General features: G+C 71.5%; 18 protein-coding genes. 11 read left to right on the top strand and 7 right to left on the bottom strand.

Annotated features, from left to right (window positions below):
* Positions 1–10: 10 nt before the first annotated feature.
* The 7 genes from MYMAC_RS12760 to MYMAC_RS12730 all read left to right on the top strand — a co-directional run bounded on the left by MYMAC_RS12760 (position 11) and on the right by MYMAC_RS12730 (position 7,573).
* Positions 11–1,429 (top strand): RsmB/NOP family class I SAM-dependent RNA methyltransferase, encoded by a 1,419-nt coding sequence (locus MYMAC_RS12760; RefSeq protein WP_095958283.1) that lies wholly within the window; start codon positions 11–13, stop codon positions 1,427–1,429.
* Between the two features lie 31 nt (positions 1,430–1,460).
* On the top strand, positions 1,461–3,239 hold the full coding sequence (locus tag MYMAC_RS12755) for a M61 family metallopeptidase (RefSeq protein ID WP_095958282.1): 1,779 nt from the start codon (positions 1,461–1,463) through the stop codon (positions 3,237–3,239).
* An 11-nt stretch (positions 3,240–3,250) separates the two neighbouring features.
* Positions 3,251–4,717 (top strand): tetratricopeptide repeat protein, encoded by a 1,467-nt coding sequence (locus MYMAC_RS12750; RefSeq protein ID WP_095958281.1) that lies wholly within the window; start codon positions 3,251–3,253, stop codon positions 4,715–4,717.
* Positions 4,718–4,833: 116 nt separating this feature from the next.
* Positions 4,834–5,145: a carboxypeptidase-like regulatory domain-containing protein gene (locus MYMAC_RS12745; RefSeq protein WP_013939150.1), complete on the top strand. Its 312-nt coding sequence runs from the start codon at positions 4,834–4,836 to the stop codon at positions 5,143–5,145.
* 243 nt (positions 5,146–5,388) lie between these two features.
* Positions 5,389–6,270, top strand: coding sequence for a ribonuclease HII (locus MYMAC_RS12740; protein WP_095958280.1), 882 nt, complete (start codon positions 5,389–5,391; stop codon positions 6,268–6,270).
* Positions 6,267–6,902 (top strand): hypothetical protein, encoded by a 636-nt coding sequence (locus tag MYMAC_RS12735; protein WP_095958279.1) that lies wholly within the window; start codon positions 6,267–6,269, stop codon positions 6,900–6,902. The genes MYMAC_RS12740 and MYMAC_RS12735 overlap by 4 nt, the downstream gene beginning before the upstream one ends.
* 41 nt (positions 6,903–6,943) lie before the next feature.
* Positions 6,944–7,573 carry a histidine phosphatase family protein gene (locus tag MYMAC_RS12730; protein WP_095958278.1) on the top strand — a complete coding sequence of 210 codons (630 nt, stop codon included), beginning with the start codon at positions 6,944–6,946 and terminating at the stop codon, positions 7,571–7,573.
* Between the two features lie 28 nt (positions 7,574–7,601).
* Here MYMAC_RS12730 and MYMAC_RS12725 read toward each other — a convergent pair whose 3' ends face one another.
* The 3 genes from MYMAC_RS12725 to MYMAC_RS12715 form a co-directional block, all read right to left on the bottom strand.
* Positions 7,602–8,954 (bottom strand): aminotransferase class I/II-fold pyridoxal phosphate-dependent enzyme, encoded by a 1,353-nt coding sequence (locus tag MYMAC_RS12725; RefSeq protein ID WP_013939145.1) that lies wholly within the window; start codon positions 8,952–8,954, stop codon positions 7,602–7,604.
* 296 nt (positions 8,955–9,250) lie between these two features.
* Positions 9,251–11,206 carry an acetate--CoA ligase gene (gene acs / locus MYMAC_RS12720; protein WP_193364401.1) on the bottom strand — a complete coding sequence of 652 codons (1,956 nt, stop codon included), beginning with the start codon at positions 11,204–11,206 and terminating at the stop codon, positions 9,251–9,253.
* A 55-nt stretch (positions 11,207–11,261) separates the two neighbouring features.
* Positions 11,262–11,756, bottom strand: a complete 495-nt coding sequence (locus MYMAC_RS12715; protein WP_043713034.1) for a hypothetical protein — start codon at positions 11,754–11,756, stop codon at positions 11,262–11,264.
* Between the two features lie 61 nt (positions 11,757–11,817).
* On the opposite strand from MYMAC_RS12715, the gene MYMAC_RS12710 reads away from it, so the two are divergent.
* From MYMAC_RS12710 to MYMAC_RS12695, 4 genes are all read left to right on the top strand, one after another.
* Positions 11,818–12,240 carry an NUDIX domain-containing protein gene (locus MYMAC_RS12710; RefSeq protein ID WP_095958277.1) on the top strand — a complete coding sequence of 141 codons (423 nt, stop codon included), beginning with the start codon at positions 11,818–11,820 and terminating at the stop codon, positions 12,238–12,240.
* Positions 12,241–12,255: 15 nt separating this feature from the next.
* Positions 12,256–13,446: a M50 family metallopeptidase gene (locus MYMAC_RS12705; RefSeq protein WP_095958276.1), complete on the top strand. Its 1,191-nt coding sequence runs from the start codon at positions 12,256–12,258 to the stop codon at positions 13,444–13,446.
* A 196-nt stretch (positions 13,447–13,642) separates the two neighbouring features.
* A complete protein-coding gene (gene cml, locus MYMAC_RS12700) occupies positions 13,643–14,905 on the top strand; it encodes a CmlA/FloR family chloramphenicol efflux MFS transporter (protein ID WP_095958275.1) in 1,263 nt (420 codons plus the stop codon).
* 168 nt (positions 14,906–15,073) lie between these two features.
* Positions 15,074–15,757, top strand: coding sequence for a hypothetical protein (locus MYMAC_RS12695; protein WP_239989510.1), 684 nt, complete (start codon positions 15,074–15,076; stop codon positions 15,755–15,757).
* A 14-nt stretch (positions 15,758–15,771) separates the two neighbouring features.
* Here MYMAC_RS12695 and moaD read toward each other — a convergent pair whose 3' ends face one another.
* From moaD to MYMAC_RS12675, 4 genes are read right to left on the bottom strand one after another with little or no spacing between them, the layout of a single operon-like run.
* On the bottom strand, positions 15,772–16,443 hold the full coding sequence (moaD, locus tag MYMAC_RS38360) for a molybdopterin converting factor subunit 1 (RefSeq protein WP_095958273.1): 672 nt from the start codon (positions 16,441–16,443) through the stop codon (positions 15,772–15,774).
* On the bottom strand, positions 16,440–18,263 hold the full coding sequence (locus MYMAC_RS12685) for a PKD domain-containing protein (RefSeq protein WP_013939137.1): 1,824 nt from the start codon (positions 18,261–18,263) through the stop codon (positions 16,440–16,442). Before MYMAC_RS12685 ends, moaD begins: the two co-directional genes overlap by 4 nt.
* A gap of 7 nt (positions 18,264–18,270) precedes the next feature.
* Complete coding sequence (locus MYMAC_RS12680; RefSeq protein WP_013939136.1) at positions 18,271–18,999, bottom strand: MXAN_2562 family outer membrane beta-barrel protein; 729 nt, start codon at positions 18,997–18,999, stop codon at positions 18,271–18,273.
* Positions 18,996–19,898 carry an MXAN_2561 family MXYO-CTERM-anchored protein gene (locus tag MYMAC_RS12675; protein ID WP_013939135.1) on the bottom strand — a complete coding sequence of 301 codons (903 nt, stop codon included), beginning with the start codon at positions 19,896–19,898 and terminating at the stop codon, positions 18,996–18,998. Before MYMAC_RS12675 ends, MYMAC_RS12680 begins: the two co-directional genes overlap by 4 nt.
* Positions 19,899–19,966 lie beyond the last annotated feature (68 nt).

Here is a 19,966-nt window from a genome sequence, read left to right as displayed (position 1 = left end):
GCATTCCGTCATGGCCACCCAACGCAAGTCCCGCCCGCACTCGCGGTCGGCCCCGAAGAAGTCCGGCGCCCAGGCCGGGAAGAAGCCCGCACCCTCCGAGCGCCCCGAGCGGCCCCTGCGAGAGGACCTGGTCCTCCAGGCCTGCCTGGAGGCGTACGGCTCGGTCCGGCACGAGGGCCGCATGGCGGACCGGGCCCTGGACTTCACCCTGCGCCGCAAGGCCAACCTCTACTCCAACGAGCGCCGCGCCGTGGCCGAGCGCGTCTATGGCCTGCTGCGCCGCCAGCGCACGGTGGACTTCCTGCTGTCGCGGGCCCACCCGCGCTTCGGCGGCCTGGAGACCTCGCGGCAGGACGTCCTCCGGCTGGCCGCCTCGCGCGTCCTCTACGGCGAGCCCCACGGCCTGGTGGCCCGTCAGTCCGCGCTGACGCCCCCGGACGCCCAGGCCCTGGCCGCGCTCCCCGAGGCCGCCGCCGCGCTGGAGGCCCTGCCCGCCAAGGAGCGCTTCCCCATCGCCGCGTCCCTGCCGGACTTCCTCGCGGACCGCTTCCTCCAGACCTTCGGCCGGGACGCCGCGCGCGCCGCGGAGGCGATGAACGAGCGCGCCCCGCTGGTCGCCCGCGCCAACCTCCTCAAGGGCGACCGCGACGCGCTGGCGCAGCGGCTGACGGCGGAGAAGGTGGACGTGAAGCCCACGCCGCTGTCGCCCCTGGGTCTGGTGCTGGAGACGCGCATCAACGCCTTCTCGCTGGAGAGCTTCCGCGCCGGCCTGCTGGAGCTCCAGGACGAGGGCAGCCAGTTGCTCGGCATGCTCGTGGACGCGCCGCCCACCCGCGTGGTGGACGCGTGCGCGGGCGCGGGCGGCAAGACGCTGCAGCTCGCCGCGCAGATGAAGAACCGGGGAGATTTGCACGCCCTGGACGTGGATGAGCGCCGCATGGAGGACCTGAAGAAGCGCGCGCGCCGCGCGGGCGTGCACAACGTGCGCACCCAGCTCATCCCCCACGAGGGCCCGGAGGCGGACGCCGCGCTGACGCCCCTCAAGGGCAAGGCGGACCGGGTGCTTGTGGACGCGCCGTGCAGCGGCACCGGCACCTTCCGCCGCAAGCCGGACGCGCGCTACCGCCTCACGCCCGAGGATTTGGAGATGCACGTGGGCCGGCAGAAGGCCCTGCTGGCGCGCTTCGCCACGCTGGTGAAGCCCGGCGGCCGGCTCATCTACGGCACGTGCAGCGTGCTGCGCGAGGAGAACGAGGGCGTCGTGGAGGACTTCCTCGCCAGGCACCCCGACTTCACGGTGAAGCCGGTGGCGGAGCTGCTGGGCCCGGAGCTGGGTGAGAAGGTCGGCGCCGGCCCCTACCTCCGGCTGGCGCCCCACACCCACGGGACGGACGGCTTCTTCGGCGCCGTCCTCGTCCGCGCGAAGTAACCTACCTCCGGGGGAGAGAGGGACACCGCTCATGCACCCTGCTGTCCGCTACCGCGTCTCCATGCCCCGGCCGCACACGCACCTGCTGGAGGTGGAAGCCTCCTTTCCGGGGGGCGCCAGCGAGCTGGACGCCGTGCTGCCGGTGTGGACGCCCGGCAGCTACCTGGTGCGGGAGTTCGCGCGGCAGGTGCAGGACGTGACGGCCCACGCGCCAGACGGCGCGCCCCTGCCGGTGCGGCGCACCGACAAGCGCACCTGGCGGGTGGACGCGAAGGGCGCGGCCGTGACGCTGCGCTACCGCGTCTATGCCCATGAGCTGACGGTGCGCACCAACCACCTGGACGGCTCCCACGCCTACTTCAACGGCGCCGCCACGTTCCTCTACACGGAGGCCACGCGCGGGCTGGAGCATCACGTCACGGTGGACGCGCCCCAGGGCTGGCGGACCTTCTGCGCGCTGGGCCAGCGGGCCGGCGCCTTCGTGGCCCAGGACTACGACGAGCTGGTGGACAGCCCCTTCGAGGTCGGCCCCCACTCGCCCCTCACCTTCACCGTGGAGGGCGTGCCGCATGAAGTCGTGGTGTGGGGCGACACGGTGCAGGACCCGGAGCGCCTGTGCGCGGACCTGCGGCGCGTCTGTGAATGCCAGGCCCGGGTGTTCGGCGGGCTCCCCATGCCGCGCTACCTCATCTTGCTGTACCTGACGGAGCGAGGCCGCGGCGGCCTGGAGCACAAGGCCAGCACCGCGCTGCTCTTCCCGCGCGCGGGCCTCGCCAGCAACCGCGGCTGGGAGGACCTGCTCACCCTGGTGGCGCACGAGTACTTCCACCTGTGGTTCATCAAGCGGGTGAAGCCGCGCGCGCTGGTGCCCTTCGACTACGCGAAGGAGAACTACACCTCGCTGCTGTGGGCCTTCGAGGGCTCCACGGCCTACTACGACAACCTCTTCGTGCGGCGCGCCGGGCTGATGTCCGCGCAGCGCTACCTCACGCGCCTGGGCGAGACGCTCACCGCGCTGCACGCCACGCCGGGGCGCCGCGTGCAGACGCTGACGGAGGCGTCCCTCGTGAGCTGGGTGAAGCACTACCGCCCCGACGAGAACTCGCCCAACAGCGCCATCTCCTACTACCTCAAGGGCGAGGTCGTCTCCGCGCTGCTCGACCTGGAGCTTCGCCGCGCCACCGGTGACGCCCGGAGCCTGGACGACGTCATGCGCCTCTTGTGGGAGCGTTACGGCGACGGCTCCGGCGTCCCCGAGGACGGCGTGGAGGCCGTGGCGAGCGAGGTGGCGGGCGTGGACCTCACGCCCTTCTTCGACCGGGCCCTGCGCACCACGGCGCCGCTGGACTACGGCGTCTTCGCGCACGTGGGGCTGGAGCTGAACTTCCGTCCCCGCGAGTCCGCCAGCGACAAGGGCGGCACGCCGCCGCCGCGAGGCCGGGCCGGAGAAGGCAGGCCCCGGGGCTGGCTGGGCGTCACCACGCGGGGCAGCGGCACCATCTCCGTGGTGATGGATGGCTCGCCCGCGCAGGACGCCGGGCTCTACGTGGAGGACGACCTGGTCGCGCTGGATGGCTGGAAGGTGGACGGCGCCAACCTGCTGGCCCGCTGCGAGGAGCGGCGGCCCGGCGAGACGGTGCGCCTCACCGTGTTCCGACGCGACCGCCTGGTGGAAATCCCGGTGGTGCTGGGGACGAAGCCCGCGGAGGCCGCGTGGCTGTCCCGCGTGGAGCGGCCCACGGACGCCCAGAAGGCCGCGTATCAGGCGTGGCTCGGCGTGCCCTGGGAAGAGACACCCGGGGCGTCGTAGGCTCCGGGGCCATGGACCCCGCGTCGCCCAACGTCATCCCACTGGAAGCGCCCCTGCCCCGCTGCACGCGGCACCGGAACGCCGTGGCGGGGTGGCGCTGCGGCCGGTGCGACGCGTCGCGCTGCCCTGACTGCGTGGTGGGGCGGCGGGCCCACACGGTGGAGCTGATTGCGTGCGAGCAATGCGGTGACGTGGCGCAGCCCCTGCTCACCCCTCGCAGCCGGGTGCCCATGGCGCGGCGCCTCCAGTGCGCGTGGCGCTACGTCTTCTCCCAGTCCGGCCTCCAGGTCCTGGTGGCCGTCAGCCTCTTCCTGGCCGTGTTCCGGTGGCTGATGGAGCTTGCCATCTCCTTCTCGGCCCTCATCCCGCTGACAATCTACGGCGGCATCTTCTGGGGCACCTTCTTCACGCTGGCGCAGGGCTCGGCCCGCGGCGAGACGACCCTGCAGTCGCCCGACTTCCGCGACTACTTCCATGACGCCATCCTCCCCGGCCTGCGGGGCGTGGTGACCTTCGCCATCGTCTGGATGCCCGCGTTCCTCTACGTCACGGTGCTGCGCCCGCTGCTGGAGGTGGGGACCTCGGCGCTCGGCGCGTGGCTCCGGAGCCAGGACACGCCCGGGCTGCTGGACGTGGACCCGGTGCTCGTCTTCCTGCTGCTGCTCGGCGCGCTCTGGCTCCCCGCCGCGCTCCTCATCACCGCCGCGCGCCAGCCCATGCTGACCCTGTTCAACGTGCCCGCGACCTTTCGCATCGTCCGCCGCCTGGGCTCGGACTACACGCGAGTCACGGCGGTGCTGATGCTCCTGGGCGTCCTCCACCTGGTGACGCACGGGGTGGCGGTGGTGCTGCGCGTGCTGGACATCTTCCTCGTCTCCCGCGTGCTGGCGGAAGCCGTCACGCTGGTCATCCCCTTCACCGCCGCGCACGTGCTGGGGCTGCTGCTCTACACGCGGGGCGACGTGCTGGGGTATGGCGTGGAGCAGGACTACCTGGTCCCCGTCCTGGGCGACGCCGGGCCGAGCCGCGAGGCCCCGCCCATCCGAGAGAACGCGCCCCTTTTCGGAGCGGAAGCGGTGGCCACCACCGCCGAGGCGCGCACGCCCGAACATGACTCAGCGGAGGCACTGGCGGCCGCCGTGCAGGCCCGTGACGTTCCGCTCGCGATGTCGCTGTATGCCACCGCGCGGCAGCAGCCGCGGCTGCGTGTGCCGCCCGAGCACCACCTGTTCGTCGGGCAGGCCGCGGCCGTGGAAGGAAACTACCCACTGGCGGTAGCGGCGTTGGAATCCGCGGCGGATGTGGCACCGGATGACCCCACCGCGCCCAAGGCGTTGGTCCTCCTGGCGCGAGTCCTGGGCGAGCGGATGCACGACACCTCACGCGCGGAAGAAGTCTACCGCTACGTGCTCCACCGATACCCAGACACGGCAGCGGCGCGCTTCGCGAGTGAACGGGTGGCCCCGACTTCCGACTGATACAGACGTTGCCGCGCTCGCATGCCAGCATCACCCTTCACGGCATGGTTCGCGCACGCTGGTTCTCGTGGCTCATCGGTTTCGGTTTCCTCGCGGCATGTGACCAGGCACCCCGCATGGAGCGCGCGGGAGACGACTGCCAGGCGGAGCTGGTGTCGCTGAAGGTGGAGGTGCTGTCCGCGGACGGCGCGCGCGTGCGCGGGGCCACCGTCACCGGCACCAACGTGAGCTCCAACGTGAGCATCACCGGCGTGACGGATGACCAGGGCATCAGCACCGCCATCAACGAATCGCTCGCGCCCAGCGCGGTGCGGGTGGTGGCCACGGCGGGCGCCAAGGTGTCTCCGCCCCAGCAGGTGGAGTGGTTGTGTGATTCCTGCAACTGCCAGCCAGAGCCGGCCACCCTTCAACTCCAGCTCAATCCGTAAGCCCGCGCCGGATTCCATCGAATGGACGCGAGGGAGGTTGTGCTCCACCCTCCCCATGGAGTACGGCTGCTGGCATGCGTGACGCTCGTCAGCCTTCCCCGCGTCTGGCCCTCCCTGCGACCCGGGAGGCCTCCCAGTCGGCTTCCTCCATGCTCGGGGCCTCGGGGACGTGTTGCCGCTGCGCGCGCGTCACCTGCGCGAGGAGCCCGCTGAGCACACGTTCCAGGTAGGTCCGGGCCCGCCATGTCCGCAGACACCGTGGAACAGTTGCTCCAGTGCGCGCTGTCCGAGCTGACCGCGCGCTACGTCACCCAGGCGAACCCCGTCCCCGCCGGCCTGCTGGAGGCGTTGGACGCGGACCCGCGCGCGGGAGCCCAGGCGCTCGCCCGGCGCATCCGTTCGCGCCAGGAGAAGAACCGCGCCGAGGGCCAGCGCCTGCGCCGCCTGCTCCGCTACGAGACGGAGCTGTGGGCGCAGGGCCACACGCACATCGCGGGCGTGGACGAGGCGGGCATGGCGCCGCTCGCGGGGCCGGTGGTCGCCGCCGCGGCCGTGCTGCCCAAGGGCTTCAAGCTCAAGGGGCTGGACGACTCGAAGAAGATCCTGGACGCCGACAAGCGCGAGGCGCTGGCCGTGGCCATCAAGCGAGAAGCGGTGGCCTGGGCCGTGGGCCGCGCGGAGGTCGAGGAGATCGACCGCATCAACATCTACCACGCGGGGCTGCTGGCCATGCGCCGCGCGGTGGAGGGGCTGGCGGTGAAGCCGGACCACCTGCTGGTGGACGCGCGCACGGTGCCGGAGTGCTCCGTGCCGCAGCAGGGCATCATCAAGGGGGACGCGCTGTCCCTGAGCATCGCCGCGGCCTCCATCCTGGCGAAGACGACGCGGGACCGCTGGATGACGGAGCTGGATGCCCGGTACCCGGGCTACGGGCTCGCCGCGCACAAGGGCTACCCCACGCCGCACCATCTGCAGGCGCTCAAGGAGAAGGGCGTGCTGCCCATCCACCGGCGCAGCTTCGCGCCGGTGCGCGAGGCCCTGGGCCTGCCCACCACGCCATCACCCGACGCACGGCAGGCGGAGCTGTTCCCCGCGGCCGAGCCCCGAACGGCGGTGAAGTCATGAGCGCCGACCGGGACATCGACGAGTGGATGGCCGCGCGCGGCCTCACCCTGCCCGAGGCCAGGGCCCGCGCCCGCGCGGTGCTGGAGGAGGTGGGCCTCACCCGCCCCGGCAAGCAGCGCATGAGCGAGCCCAAGCTGCTCAAGGCGGCGGACGTGGTGGCCGAGCGCTTCTTCCCGGTGTGCGCGGACGCCGCGTGCCTCAAGGTGGCGCAGGCCAGCGGGCGCGAGCCGATTCGCGTCGAGCCGAGGCTGCACTGCGCGCGGTGTGGCGGCTCGGCCAACCGCCGCGCGGAGGTGGCCTTCGTCGAAACGTGCCAGCGCTACGGCGTGCGCCGCGTGGTGGTGGTGGGCGGCTCGCCGGCGGTCCGCGAGGAGCTGGAGGCGAAGCTGGGCCACCAGATTGACCTGCGGATGGTGGACGGCACGGAGCGCCGCACGGCGGACCGCGCCCGCAGCGACCTGGACTGGGCGGACCTGGTGCTGGTGTGGGGCGCCACGGAGCTGCACCACAAGGTCAGCGGCCACTACACGAACGGCGGGCCGGCCTACAGCCGCAAGGTGGTGCACGTGGTGAAGCGCGGGGTGGCGGCGCTGTTGGAGGAGGGCATCACCCACCTGGAGCGGACGCGCTGAGTGCTGGACTCGGGCGCCGCCCCGAAGCGACGCTCGGGGCCATGACGACCGAGTTCATCCTGCTCCGCCACGGAGAGACGGAGTGGAACTCCCTGGGCCGCCTCCAGGGACACCAGGACAGCCGTCTGAGTCAGGCCGGGCTGCGCCAGGCGGACGCCCTGGCCGCGCGCCTGGTGCCCGTCCGCTTCTCCGCGCTCTATTGCAGTGACTTGGGGCGGGCCCGGCAGACGGCGCAGCGCATCGCCGCGCTGACGGGCCACGCCGTCCAGCCGGATGCGCGGCTGCGCGAGCGGGGCCTGGGCATCCTGGAGGGCCTCACCCGGGACGAGGCGCGCCAGACGCACCCGGACGTCTTCGCGGCGTACGCGGGGGGCGCGCCGGACTACGTCGTCCCCGGCGGAGAGAGCACGGCCCAGCGGCTGCGCCACGCGGTGGAGTGCCTGGAGGAGCTGGGCACGCGCCACCGCGGCGAGCGGCTGGTGGTGGTGACACACGGAGGCGTGCTCAGCCTCCTGTTCCGCCACAGCCTGGGGATTCCGCCCGCGGCGCCGCGCACCTTCTCCGTGCTCAACGCCGGGTGGAACCAGTTCGACTACCACGAGGGCACATTTCGGCTGGTGACGTGGGGGGACGTCACCCACCTGCGCGCCACCAGCCTCGACGACACCTGAGCGCCGGGCCGCGGGCGCTCATCCGCGGCTACAGCTCCGCGTGGGGGCGCTCGTCGCGGCGCGCCACCCGGGCGGTGGCCGGACGGACCTCCAGCTCCGCGCGGGCCTCGTCGATGGCGTCGCACACCCCGGCGGCGGCCCGCTCCACCTGCTCCAGCGTGTGGGCCGCCATCACCTGCATGCGGAAGCGCGTCTCGCGCACGCGGACGGCGGGGTACTCCACCAGGTTGGCGAAGATGCCGCGGTCGAACACCTTCTTCGCGGCCAGCCGCGCCACCTTCGCGTCGCCCACCTGGACGGGGACGACGTTGGACGGCTCGCCCAGGCACTTCACGCCCCGCGCCTGGAAGGCCTCGCGCAGCGCCAGGATGTTCTCCCGCGCCTTGGCGCGCAGCGCGTCGCCCTCTTCCGAGCGGACGATGCGCAGCGACTCCAGCACCACCGCGGCCTGCATGGGCAGCAGCGCGTTGGAGAAGATGTGGGGCCCGCCCATGATGCGGATGAACTGACGCACCGCCGGCGAGCGCGTGGCCACGAAGCCGCCATTCGTGCCGAACGTCTTGGAGAAGGCGCCCACCACCAGGTCCACCTTCCCCAGCAGCCCCTGCACGCCCAGGCTGCCCGTGCCCCGGGGGCCCAGCGCGCCCAGGTCATGCGCCACGTCCACCAGCAGCGCCGCGCCGTACTCGCGGCAGATGGCCTGCAGCTCCTCGATTCGCGGCACGTCCGAGTCCATGGAGAACAGGCCCTCGGTGACGACGAGCACCGCGTTCTTCGTGTCGCGGGCGCGAATCTCCTGGAGCTTGCGCCGCATGGCGCGGTTGTTGAGGTGCGGCACGCGGCTGACGTTCATCGTCGCGGCGGCGGCGCCCTGCTGGAGGCACGCATGCGACAGCGCGTCCAACACCACGTGGTCATCCGGACGCACCAGCCCGGCGATGACGCCGAAGCCCGCGCCCCAGCCGGTGGAGAACAGCGCCACGTGCGGCGTCTGCAGGTGCTCCGCGAGCGCCTTCTCCAACAGCAGCGACGGCGCCGTGTTGCCCCCCAGCATCGCCGAGCCCGCGCTGTGCAACCCATACTCCTGGATGGCCCGCTGCGCGGCCTCCACCACCGCCGGGTGCGTGGACAGGGACAGGTAGTCCTGCGAGCCGAAGTTGAGCCCCTGGCGCGCCGCCCCCGTCTCGCTGCGGACACCACACTCCGGCTTCGGTGCCGCCTCCAGGCTCCGCGAGTACGGCCACAGCCCCGTCTGCCGCCGCGACTCCTGCCACTCGAAGAAGGGCTCCGTCCGACCCAGCAGGTCAGGCCCCGTCGGCTGCGAGTAATGGGAGATGAAGTGGGTGAAGAGCGGCGAGTCGAGTTGAGCTCGGAAATCCATGGAGCACGTCCAGGGGGGGAAGGTCGCGCTGTCAACGAGAGGCGCGGCGCTCGGGGAGGGGAGCGAGCGGCGCATTTAATGCCTCTGCATCTTTTCAGTGTCAACCCGCCTACTCTGACGGCTCTGCTGTATTCGTTTGTTGCGATTCAACCGGATGTGCGGCGTAGGCTGAAACAGGCGCAAGGCAACCAGACAGCCTCGTTTTCCGTGAGGCGAAAGCAATGAATCCAGCTCTTTCACCCCAGGACAGCGGCCATTTTCGGCGGCCCCTGCCCTGAGGTACGAGCGAGTGTCCGTCAGTCGTCGTTCTGCCGCAGGGCCGCCAGGACGTTGAGGTCTTCCAGGGTGGTGGTGTCCCCGGAGGCCTGCTTGCCCGCGGCCACGTCGCGCAGCAGCCGGCGCATGATCTTCCCCGAGCGCGTCTTCGGCAGGGCCTCCGCGAAGCGGATTTCATCCGGCCGGGCGATGGCGCCAATCTCGCGGCCCACGTGGGAGGCCAGCGTCTTCTTCAGCGCGTCGGACGGCGTGTTGCCCTGCTTCAAGGTGACGAAGGCCACCAGCGCGGTGCCCTTCAAGTCATCCGGCCGGCCCACCACGGCGGCCTCGGCGACGGTTTCATGGGACACCAGCGCGCTCTCCACCTCGGCGGTGCCCAGGCGGTGGCCGGCGACGTTGACCACGTCATCCACGCGGCCCATCAGCCAGAGGTAGCCGTCCGCGTCGGTGCGGGCGCCGTCGCCGGTGAAGTACATGCCGGGCAGTTCGTTGAAGTAGGTGCGCACGTAGCGGTCCGGGTCGCCGTACACGGTGCGCAGCATGGAGGGCCAGGGGCGCGTGACGAAGAGCAGTCCGCCCTGCCCTCGCGGCACCTTGTTGCCCTCGCGGTCCAGAATCTCCGCGTGGATGCCGGGCAGCGGCAGCGTGGCCGAGCCGGGCTTCGTCGGCGTGGCCCCCGGCAGCGGCGACACCATGATGCCGCCCGTCTCCGTCTGCCACCAGGTGTCCACCACGGGGCAGCGGCCGCCGCCGATGACGTCGCGGTACCACATCCACGCCTCGGGGTTGATGGGCTCGCCCACGCTGCCCAGCAGGCGCAGCGAGGACAAATCATGCTTGCGCACGGGCTCCTCGCCCAGGCGCATGAAGGCGCGGATGGCGGTGGGCGCGGTGTAGAGGATGGTGGCCTTGTACCGCTCGATGATGTCCCAGAAGCGGTCCGGCCCCGGCTGAGTGGGCGCGCCCTCGTAGAGGACGGTGGTGACGCCGTTCATCAGCGGGCCGTAGACGACGTACGTGTGCCCCGTCACCCAGCCCACGTCGGCGGTGCACCAGTAGACGTCGTCGTCGCGCAGGTCGAACACCCAGCGCGTGGTGAGCGACGCGCCCACCGCGTAGCCGCCCGTGGTGTGCAGCACGCCCTTGGGCTTCCCGGTGGAGCCCGACGTGTAGAGGATGAACAGCGGGTGCTCGCTCTCCACCCACTCCGGCGCACACTCCGCGGACTGGCCGTTCACCAGCGTGTCCCACGCCACCAGCTTGGGGCCGGACAGCGCCAGCGCGTCGCCCGTGCGGCGGAGCACCACCACCTTCTCCATGGAGGCCATGTGGGGCAGCGCGGCCTCCACGTTCTTCAAGAGCGGCACCACCGCGCCCTTGCGCCAGCCGCCGTCCGCGGTGAGCAGCACCTTGGCGCCCGCGTCGTTCATGCGCTCCTGGAGCGCCTCCGCGGAGAAGCCGCCGAACACCACGGAGTGCACCGCGCCGATGCGCGCGCACGCCAGCATGGCCACCGCGGCCTCGGGCACCATGGGCAGGTAGATGCCCACGCGGTCCCCCTTCCGCACGCCCAGCGACTTGAGCGCGTTGGCCAGCTTGTTCACCTCGGCGGCCAGCTCAGCGAACGTGACGCTGCGGCGGTCACCGGGCTCGCCCTCGAAGAGGATTGCGGGCTTGTCCCCGCGGGTGGCCAGGTGCCGGTCCAGGCAGTTGTAGGCCAGGTTCGTCTTGCCCTCGACGAACCACCGCGCGTGCGGCGGCTTCCAGTCGAGCACCGTCTGGAAGGGCTCCTTCCAGTACAGCTCCTCGCGGGCCCGCTCGCCCCAGTACCTGTCCGGGTCCCTGGCGGCCTCGTCCCAGAGCTGCTGGTACTGCGCCATGCTCCGGATGTGCGCGCGCTGGGCGAACGCCTCTGGAGGCGGAAAGACGCGTGCTTCCGTCAGGACCGAGTGAATCTCATGCTTCGAATCCGCCATGCGTTCCTCCAGCGTGGACAATGCCACCCTGTTCTAGGAACGCGCGACGCGGGGCTCAACCTTCTGTGTCGCAGCGCTTCGAATCCTTGACGGCCTCGTAGCGGAGCCACATCTCGCAGACGCACTCGTCGGGGCGGCGCGTGTCGTAGCGGACCCGCAGCACGCCGTCGAACTGCGTTTCGCACTGCGTCGTACCGTCGATGTGGATGTTGATCTGGTCCAGGAGGCACTCCTGGCCGTTCACCTCGGCGGCGGCCTTCACCACGCTCCCGTCGATGGAGAAGTGGTCGCCGTCCTCCAGGAAGTAGCCCACGAGGTGGCTGTCCAGGAAACCGAAGTCCAGGCGGACGACCCGTCCGCTGATTTGAAGGGTGCCGTAGAGCTGATTGCGGTTGGCCTCCAGCAGGCCGCAGTCGTCGCGGAGCACCTCGACGGGCTCGAACACGTAGTCACCCGGCTCCTGGACGCGGGGCAGGCAGCCCGCCAGGCAAGCCAGGAGCAGACCAGGGAGGACGAGGCGATGGCGTCTCGGAGTCGACACGGCGGGCACCATACCCCAGGGCCCGCATCTAGGAAGTGCGAGCGTGACGGCAGCGGGTAGACTGGAGGTCATGCCCGAATACCGCAACCCCAAGCCCACCGTGGACTGCATCATCGAGCTGCCCGGTGAACGCATCGTCCTCATCCGGCGCGCGAATCCGCCTGTGGGCTGGGCGCTGCCGGGGGGCTTCGTGGACGAAGGCGAGCCGCTGGACGCCGCCGCCGTGCGCGAGGTCCTGGAGGAGACGGGACTGCACGTGAAGCTGTCGGAGCAGTTCTTCACGTACTCGGACCCTCGGAGGGATCCGCGCCAGCACAACATCTCCACCGTCTACATCGGCTCGGCCGACGGTGAGCCGAAGGGCGCTGACGACGCGGCCGAGGCCCGGGCCTTCCGGCTGGACGCCCTGCCGCGGGACTTGTGCTTCGACCACGACACCATCCTGTCCGACTACGTGACGTACAAGCGGACCGGCCAGCGGCGGAAGCTGTAGGAGCGGCGCGAGAGGATGCATTACGCGCTCGTCCTGCTCGCCCTGGGCGGCCTGCTGACCTTCCACGAGCTGGGGCACCTCGTCGCCGCGCGGCTGCTCGGCGTGCGGGTGCCCCGCTTCGTGTTCGGGTTCGGCCCGCCGCTGGTGTCCTTCCGCCTGTGGGGGACGCAGTACGTGGTGGCGGCGGTGCCCCTGGGCGCCACGGCGCACCTGCAGGGGATGAACCCGCACCGCGCGGACACGGAGGAGGCCGCGGGCTTCGCCTCGCGCGGGCCGCTGCTGCGCATCCTCATCATCCTGGCGGGGCCGCTGGCCAACTACGCGCTCGCGTTGGGCGTGCTGTTCGCGCTGTACACGTCGGGCACGCACGTGGTGGTGCCGCTGACGGTGGGGACGGTGCAGCCGGGCTCCGAGGCGGCGCGCGCGCAACTGCTGCCCGGGGACCGCATCGTCCAGGTCTCCGGACAGCCGCCGCGGAGCTGGTCGGAGTTCGTGGAGAAGGTGGGCGCGGCGCCGGGCGCTCCCCTGGAGCTGGAGGTGGAGCGTGGCGGAGAGCGGCGCGCCGTGGTGGTCCGGCCCCGGCCGGATGAGCGCGGCACGGGCCGCATCGGGGTGAGCCAGCAGTACGTCTACAAGGCGCATGGCGCGGGTGAGGCGCTGAGCCATTCGTTCACGCACACCGTGAACGTGGCCTCGGAGGGCGTGGCGCTGCTGAAGCGGATGCTGGACGACCTGGAGAGCCCGGACGCGGCGAGTCCCGGCGCGCTGGTGCGGCAGGAGTCCGCGGACGCGATGGCGTCAGGGACGGACGCCCTGCTGCGGACGCTGGTGGCCGCGTCCGTGGTGCTGGCGCTGTTGACGCTGCTGCCCGTGCCCGGCCTGGACGGAGGCCGCGTGCTGCTGCTGCTTGTCGAGGCGGCGAGCGGCCGGCGCGTCCCACCTCGCGTGGAGACGGTGGCGCAGACGGTGGGGTTCCTGGGCATCGCCGTGGCGGTGGTCATGATGGCGACCGCGGAGATTCGCCGTGCGCTGCCGGCGCGGCTGGGCATGGAGGAAGCGCCGGCCCCGGATGCGGGGGTGGCACAGCCTCCGCGGACCACGACCGGCGCGGCGCCCACGGGTTCGCCCCAGGCGCCTTCCAGCGCCGAGGCTCCGCCGTCCACCTCGAACACCTCGCCCGCGGGTGCCGTGGCGCCTTCGCCCTGACAGCCCGCGTGCCGCGCGTCAGGGGCCCGCGACGGCGACGTCCCGTCTGGCCACGGCGGGCGATTGTCCTGCGGGAGCCAGCGAGATGGGAAGCGCCGAATCCGCAGATGAGTGAGCCGCGGCGACACGTCAACCGTTGCCGCGGCCATCTGCCCCAGCCCATCCCGGTCCCCGTGGAGAGGCAGAGCGCCGCCAGATGTTCCTCATTTGTGCGGATGCAATCGTGCCTGACTCAAAATCCCTGTCGTGGAATCACTCCGTGCCAGCAGCGCTGTTGCTGATGGCGCCCTTCGACCTCCTGGCCTCGTTGGCCATGGACATCTACCTGCCTGCCGTTCCGACGCTGCCTGGCGTCCTCGACACCTCCCCCGCCATCGTCCAGCTCACCCTGAGCCTGTACATGGCGGTGCTCGGGCTCGGGCAGATGGTGTTCGGCCCCATCTCCGACCGTATCGGCCGGCGCCGCGTGCTGTTGACCGGCGCCCTCCTGTTCGCCGTCACGTCCTTCCTGCTCGCGCTCACCTCGGATGCCGCGCTGTTCGTGGGCCTCCGGCTCCTCCAGGCCATGGGAGCGTCCGCGGCGCTCGTCGCCACGTTCGCGACGGTCCGCGATGTCTATGCGGAGCGCCCCGAGAGCGCCGTCATCTACAGCCTGTTCAGCACCCTGCTGGCCTTCGTCCCGGCGCTCGGCCCCATCGCGGGGGCGCTGCTCATGCAACGCTTCGGATGGCGAGCCATCTTCATCACGCTCGGCCTCCTGTCGGCGGCGGCGCTGCTGCAAGCCTTGCCCCGGTGGCATGAAACGCGCCCACCCCAGGGGCTCCAACGCAGGCCCGCGCTCCGGCACCTCCTGAGCAGCGCCCCGTTCTGGACGTACACCCTGGGCTTCAGCGCGGCCATGGGCTCGTTCTTCGTGTTCTTCTCCACCGCGCCCCGGGTGCTCATCGGCCAGGTGGGGCTCTCGGAGCTCGAGTTCAGCCTCGCCTTCGCCACCGCCGCGCTCGCGATGATTCTGACGACCCGCTTCGCGAAGCGCTTCGTGGCGGAGTGGGGGCTGGCGGGAAGCCTCACCCGAGGCATGGGCCTGCTGCTGCTCGGCGCGGCGCTCCTGACGGCGGGGCAGCTCCTGATGGCGCCGTCCTTCTGGACCTTCGTCGCGCCCATGTGGCTCATCGCCGCGGGCATCGTGTTCTCCGTCTCCGTCACCGCGAATGGCGCACTCCAGGCCTTTGGCGATGTGGCGGGCACGGCCGTCGCGCTCTACTTCTGCATCCAGAGCCTCATCGTCGGCCTCCTGGGCACGCTGATGGTCGTCGTGCTGAACGGCGACACGGCGTGGCCCCTGGTGGGATACGCGACGCTGATGGCCCTGGTGACGTTGACCGCCCTCCAGCGCCTCAGGAGCTGCCCAGGCGCCCAGCAGGAACCCACGCCCGCCACGGACGCTGGCGCCACCTAGCCCGTCCGCGCGCCCCTCCCCGCTCCGTGAGGGCCCTCCCCTCACGGAGCGGCGAAGGCCCATGTCCCGGGGGACGGAACCTCCCATGCCCCCTGGCTGTCCAGGAGCCAGCCGGGCGTCGGCCGTCTTTCGGTCGACGTCTCCCGGTCGTTCAAGGAGCAGCGAGCCATGCAAGGTCCTATGCTTCCCCCCGCGATGAACACCAAGGCAGGCGGTGGACTCTTCTGTGAGCTGTACTGGGGCGACAATCTGTCCGAGGCGTGGAGCTACGGGCCGGAGCGAGCGAACGTCCACGCGGCGCCGGACGAGACGGCCCCCCTGCCGCTCTATGGCTTCACGCTGCCCGAAGAGCCGTTCCTGCTCGCGGAGCGCACCGCCCAGGGCTGGCGCATCCACCTGCCCCCCGCCGCCCGTGCCGAGCGCGCCCTCAAGGGCGACAGCTACGCCGCCGTGCCTGCGACGGACCTGCGCCAGCACGAGGGCCGCGCCACCATCGACCTCGCCGAGGGCATGACGCTGCGCATCTCCGAGGGCCAGCTCTCCCTGCGCCTCCAGGGCTCCGTCGTGAAGGAGCAGGTGAACCGGCTCCGGTGGAAGGACTTCGGCTGGCTCGTGGTCGTGAGCATGCTCTTCCTCAGCCTGCCGGTGGGCTTCCTCATCGCGGGCCCCACCCCTCAGCGCATGGAGGAGTCCAAGGTCCGCGCCATGAGGCTGGCGGCTGAAAAGGAGGCCGAGCGCCGCAAGGCCATGGGCCTGGACACGCCGATGCGGCCCCTCACCGACGCCGAGCGCGAGGCGAAGAGCGACGCCGGTGACGACGTCACGGTTCCCGCCTTCCTGCGCGTTCGCTGAGCGGAGCCCTCGGCTCAGGGCCCCAGGCCGACCCAGACCTCCCCATCCTCGAAGAACTCCTTCTTCCAGATGGGGACGTCCTGCTTGAGCCGCTCGATGGCGTACTCACAGCCGCCGAACGCCTCCTTCCGGTGAGGCGACGCCGCGGCGATGACGACGGCCAGCTCCCCGGGCACCAGCGTGCCCACGCGGTGGATGATGGACAGGCGCACGCCGGGGAACTTCGCCGCGGCCTCCGCGCCAATCTCCGCCAGCTTCTTCTCCGCCATGGGCGCGTAGGCCTCGTACTCCAGGCGCAACACCCGCCGGCCCTTCGTCTGGTTGCGCACGGAACCGCTGAACGTCACCAGCCCGCCGCAGGCCTCGCCGCTGACGGCCTCCACCACCTCTTCCAGCCGCAGGGGCCGGTCCACCACCCGGAACCGCTCCGGCGCGCCGCCCGCCACCGGGGGAATCAGCGCCACCTCCGCCCCGTCACCCACAGGGGCGTCCGGCCCGACGAACGCCTGGTTCACGGCCACGCGAAGGTGCGGCAGGAGCGGCGCCAGCGCGGGGTGCCGCTCGGTCAGCTGCCGCAGCACGTCGCGCACCTGCGCGCCCGCGGGCACCTCCAGGGACTCACGCGTCTGGCCGGTGCGCTCGCGCGCGGCGGCGAAGTAGAGGACGGTGACGCGCGGGGCGCTCAACGCGAGGCCTCCTGCTCCGCGCGCAGGGACAGGCGCCCCTTGAGCCGGCCGCCGCCCTCCACCGGGGCGAAGTCGAGGAAGCCCGAGTCCAGCGGCGTAATCCTGTCCAGCAGCGCCCCGGAGAGCGCCTTCGTCGCGCCCAGCAAGGCGCTGGGCACGCCGGGGACCTTCTCCGCCGTCCGCAGGTCCGCGCGCAGCCGGCCCAGGTCCACCATCAGCGACACGTGGCCGGTGCTGAAGGCCTCGCCACCGAAGCGCTCCCGCAGCTCGGCGCCCACATCCCCGCGAGGACGCCCGTCCAGCACCTCTCCCGCGAGCAGGCTGGCGCGCTCGGGCAGGATTCGCAGCTCCACCGGCTGCTCCCGGATGCGCGTCCGGAACAGCGTGCCGTCCGGCTCCTGCTGCGTCGTGTAGCGCAGCGGGGAGTCCTCCAGGTGCTTCTGCACGAGCGCCCGGACGGGCTCCGACGCCGTCAGGCCGGCCTCCACCACGAGGGTCCCCTTGGGGTCGGGCCGCTTGTTGCGGAGGAAGTTGCGGAAGAAGGCCGGGATGTCGAAGTACGCGCGCAGCACCACGTCCCCTCGCAGCGACTGGAGCAGCGCCTCCACGTCCAGGCCCTCGCGACGCCAGGACGCCACCACCCGCTCGCGGCGCTCGGAGCCGGGCGCACCGAAGACCAGCCGCGCCAACTCCTCGGGCGGCACGGAAATCTGCGCCGCGGCGATGGGCCCCAGCTCCGCGTCCTTCAGCAGCGCCGACGCAGGCGCGCGGGCGCCCTGGAACAGGGGCGTCGTGGAGGACAGGAAGCCGTCCAGGTCCACCCGCTCCGGCATCACCGCCAGCGACGCGGCGAAGCCTCGAATCGGGTGGGTGTCCTCCGCCGCGCCGGGCTGCTGCGCGGAGAAGAGATACACGCTGCCGTCCGCCACCTTCGGGCGGAGCTCGGTCAGCAGCGGGTCCTCCGCGAGTCCCGGCCCCGTGAGGCCCCGCACCGCCTGGCGCGCCACCTCCGCGTCGGGGATGGCCAGCACCTGGGCCTGGCGGGGCTCACCGTCCTCGGGCTCCTCCAAGCCCTCCGGCACGGCGAGGTAGAGGTAGCCGCGGTCCTCGAAGAGGAGCATCGGTGGCCCACCCGCCGCGGGCTCCACCGTGACGGAGCCGTCCGGCCGCGGCATCACGCCATGCCCCGCGCGCTCCAGCTCGCTCGCGACGGCGCTCATCGCCGCCTCGGGCTCGGTGATGCCCAGCAGCGTCACGACTCCGTCGAAGTCCGGGAGCAGGAAGAAGCCGAAGCCCTCGTCGGCGTCCACCACCGTCCCGGCGTCGCCCTCCAGGTCCGCGAAGAGCAGCGGCAGCAGCGGAGAGGCCTCCACGGCCTGCCGCGCGTTCTCCGGCCCCACGAGCCGCGCGTAGAAGTCCATCAGCCGGTCCACGTGGCCACGCAGCTCGGGCAGCCACATGACGGTGCGCGCGCTGGCGGGCACCGCGCGCAGCACCGGCCGGGGCACCACCGTCAACTGGACGCGGCCGACCTCTTCTCCCTCATGCAGGGCGCGCACGGTATAGGCGCCCGTGCGGGAGAAGGCGTGGGACACCCACGGGGCCGTCTGGGCGTCGCTGCCATCACCGAAGTCCCAGGTGACGGCGGTGGCGTCCTCGCGCTGCGAGCCGAGGTCCACCGGCACGCCCGCCTCCACCGTCCGGTCCTGCCCCAGGTCCGGCCGCACCACGCGGCGGCAGCCGGAGGCCCAGGGGCCCACGGCGGCCGTCAACAAGAGGAGCGCGACAAGAGACCTGGGGCGGCGCGGAATGAGCGGCATGAGCCGCTTAGTAGTCCAGCGCCAACCCGAACATCCAGCGGCGGTTCGAAAGGTTCAGCCCCGGGCCGCCGAAGTTGTCCACATCCGCATAGGTGTACTCGGCGAACACGTAGCTGTGGTTCACCCCCATGTCGGAGTCGAAGTCGCGCGCGAAGCGCGGCTCCAGCACGTCCAGGAGGAAGGCCACGCCGCCCGTCGCGCCCCAGCCCCAGCGGCCACCCGAGCCCCGGCCGCCGTCCGCCGTCTCGGTGCCCGTGCCCTTGGTGATCCACCAGGGCGTGTAGATGAGCCCCAGCTTGCCGTAGGGCACCAGCGGGATGCCCCACTCGAAGGCGGCGTAGTCGAACTTGTAGAAGGCGTTGAAGCTCAGGGGAATCAAGCGCAGCGCCGTGCGCTCCGCCGCGGCCACTCCCGAGGCCAGCTTCGCCGAGCCGTACTTCTCGCCGTAGCCGGCGGAGAAGCCCACGCCCGCGGTGCCCACGCCCTGGTAGAAGTAGCGCTGGAGCTCCACCTCGAACGTCAGCAGCGACTCATCGCCGAAGTAGTCCTTGTACGGCGTACCGCTGAGCCCCGGCTCTTCGTCGATGAGGGGCTTGTAGCCGCCCATGCGGAACTGGATGCCGCCCGTGCGAGGCGACCGCAGCGAGACTTCCTCCTCCACCACTACCGTGTCCTGTCCCCAGGCGGGCAGCGTAGCGAGCAGCGCCACGAACCCCAGGGCCGATGCCCGACTCATGACCGCTTCCTCCTCGACGACAGCCAGATTCCGAGGGACGCCAGCACCGCGCACCCCGTGATGCCACCACCCGCCGCGGCGCAGCCACCCGTCTCGGCGCCGCCAGCGTCAAGGTACCCCTGATAGAACCCGCTGCTCGCAACGGGCGCCCCGGTCGCGATGGCCGAAGGCTCGCTTTGATTGCCCGCCCTGTCGATGGCGATCGCCCGAACGGCATACTCGACGCCATTCTCGAGTCCTCCCTCCATGCGGAAGACCGTGTTCGCCGCGACCTGCGTCTTCGCCGTAATCACCTCGCCCGTGCCCGAGCCACCATCCTCGCCCGAGGTGAGCTGAAGCACCTGAACTTCCATGCTGGTCGCGTCGCTCGGCACCTTGACGGAGACACTCAGCGCGGCATCCAGCCCCGTGACGGTTGGCGCCTCCGGCACCGCGGGCGGCTCCGGGTCATAGACGAGCTTGTAGGTGGGCGTCCCAATCGAAACGAACGAGTCGTCGCATGTATTCGTCACCACCACCAGGCGCTTGGTGGTCGCGCAGAGCCGGAACGTCTTGGAGGCCGTCTGCGACTCGCAGGTCGCTCCGCCCGCCGCCAGCGCCTCGGCTGCGTTGAAGGTCACCGCCCCCGTCAGTTGCGCGTCCGAAACCGCAATCTCAGCGAGCGACAGGTCGCCCTCCCCAGGCTCGCCTGAGCAGCTCGAATCGTCCGAGAGCCAGAGATGGAGCACGTCGCAGTTGCCGGCGGTACGCGTCCAGTTGACGGTACGGTCCAGGTCACAGTCTTCCCGGGAGACGACGATATCTTCGCCCTGCAGGATGTCGCCCGCGGCGGCGAACGTCACGCTCTGCCCCAGGGCAGTCGACGCGAAGAGCAAGAGGCCAACAAGAATGAGGCGCATGGGTACGCCCAGGCTAGCAAGCGGGAGGCCACAGGAAAGGCCTTCCCGTCCGCTGGAAAACCCTCCGC

Source organism: Corallococcus macrosporus DSM 14697 (assembly GCF_002305895.1).
Lineage (GTDB): Bacteria > Myxococcota > Myxococcia > Myxococcales > Myxococcaceae > Myxococcus > Myxococcus macrosporus.
Note: the sequence above shows the minus strand (reverse complement) of the source record. Positions and strands in the feature narration are given on the sequence as shown.

Bases quoted from the DNA above. Each gene is read 5' to 3' on its own strand.
- MYMAC_RS12675 (WP_013939135.1), bottom strand. From the start codon at position 19,898: ATGCGCCTCATTCTTGTTGGCCTCTTGCTCTTCGCGTCGACTGCCCTG.
- MYMAC_RS12725 (WP_013939145.1), bottom strand. From the start codon at position 8,954: ATGGATTTCCGAGCTCAACTCGACTCGCCGCTCTTCACCCACTTCATC.
- MYMAC_RS12735 (WP_095958279.1), top strand. From the start codon at position 6,267: ATGAGCGCCGACCGGGACATCGACGAGTGGATGGCCGCGCGCGGCCTC.
- MYMAC_RS12705 (WP_095958276.1), top strand. From the start codon at position 12,256: ATGCATTACGCGCTCGTCCTGCTCGCCCTGGGCGGCCTGCTGACCTTC.
- MYMAC_RS12680 (WP_013939136.1), bottom strand. From the start codon at position 18,999: ATGAGTCGGGCATCGGCCCTGGGGTTCGTGGCGCTGCTCGCTACGCTG.
- cml (WP_095958275.1), top strand. From the start codon at position 13,643: ATGTTCCTCATTTGTGCGGATGCAATCGTGCCTGACTCAAAATCCCTG.
- acs (WP_193364401.1), bottom strand. From the start codon at position 11,206: ATGGCGGATTCGAAGCATGAGATTCACTCGGTCCTGACGGAAGCACGC.
- MYMAC_RS12760 (WP_095958283.1), top strand. From the start codon at position 11: ATGGCCACCCAACGCAAGTCCCGCCCGCACTCGCGGTCGGCCCCGAAG.
- MYMAC_RS12685 (WP_013939137.1), bottom strand. From the start codon at position 18,263: ATGCCGCTCATTCCGCGCCGCCCCAGGTCTCTTGTCGCGCTCCTCTTG.
- MYMAC_RS12695 (WP_239989510.1), top strand. From the start codon at position 15,074: ATGCAAGGTCCTATGCTTCCCCCCGCGATGAACACCAAGGCAGGCGGT.
- MYMAC_RS12750 (WP_095958281.1), top strand. From the start codon at position 3,251: ATGGACCCCGCGTCGCCCAACGTCATCCCACTGGAAGCGCCCCTGCCC.
- MYMAC_RS12710 (WP_095958277.1), top strand. From the start codon at position 11,818: ATGCCCGAATACCGCAACCCCAAGCCCACCGTGGACTGCATCATCGAG.
- MYMAC_RS12730 (WP_095958278.1), top strand. From the start codon at position 6,944: ATGACGACCGAGTTCATCCTGCTCCGCCACGGAGAGACGGAGTGGAAC.
- MYMAC_RS12745 (WP_013939150.1), top strand. From the start codon at position 4,834: ATGGAGCGCGCGGGAGACGACTGCCAGGCGGAGCTGGTGTCGCTGAAG.
- MYMAC_RS12740 (WP_095958280.1), top strand. From the start codon at position 5,389: ATGTCCGCAGACACCGTGGAACAGTTGCTCCAGTGCGCGCTGTCCGAG.
- MYMAC_RS12755 (WP_095958282.1), top strand. From the start codon at position 1,461: ATGCACCCTGCTGTCCGCTACCGCGTCTCCATGCCCCGGCCGCACACG.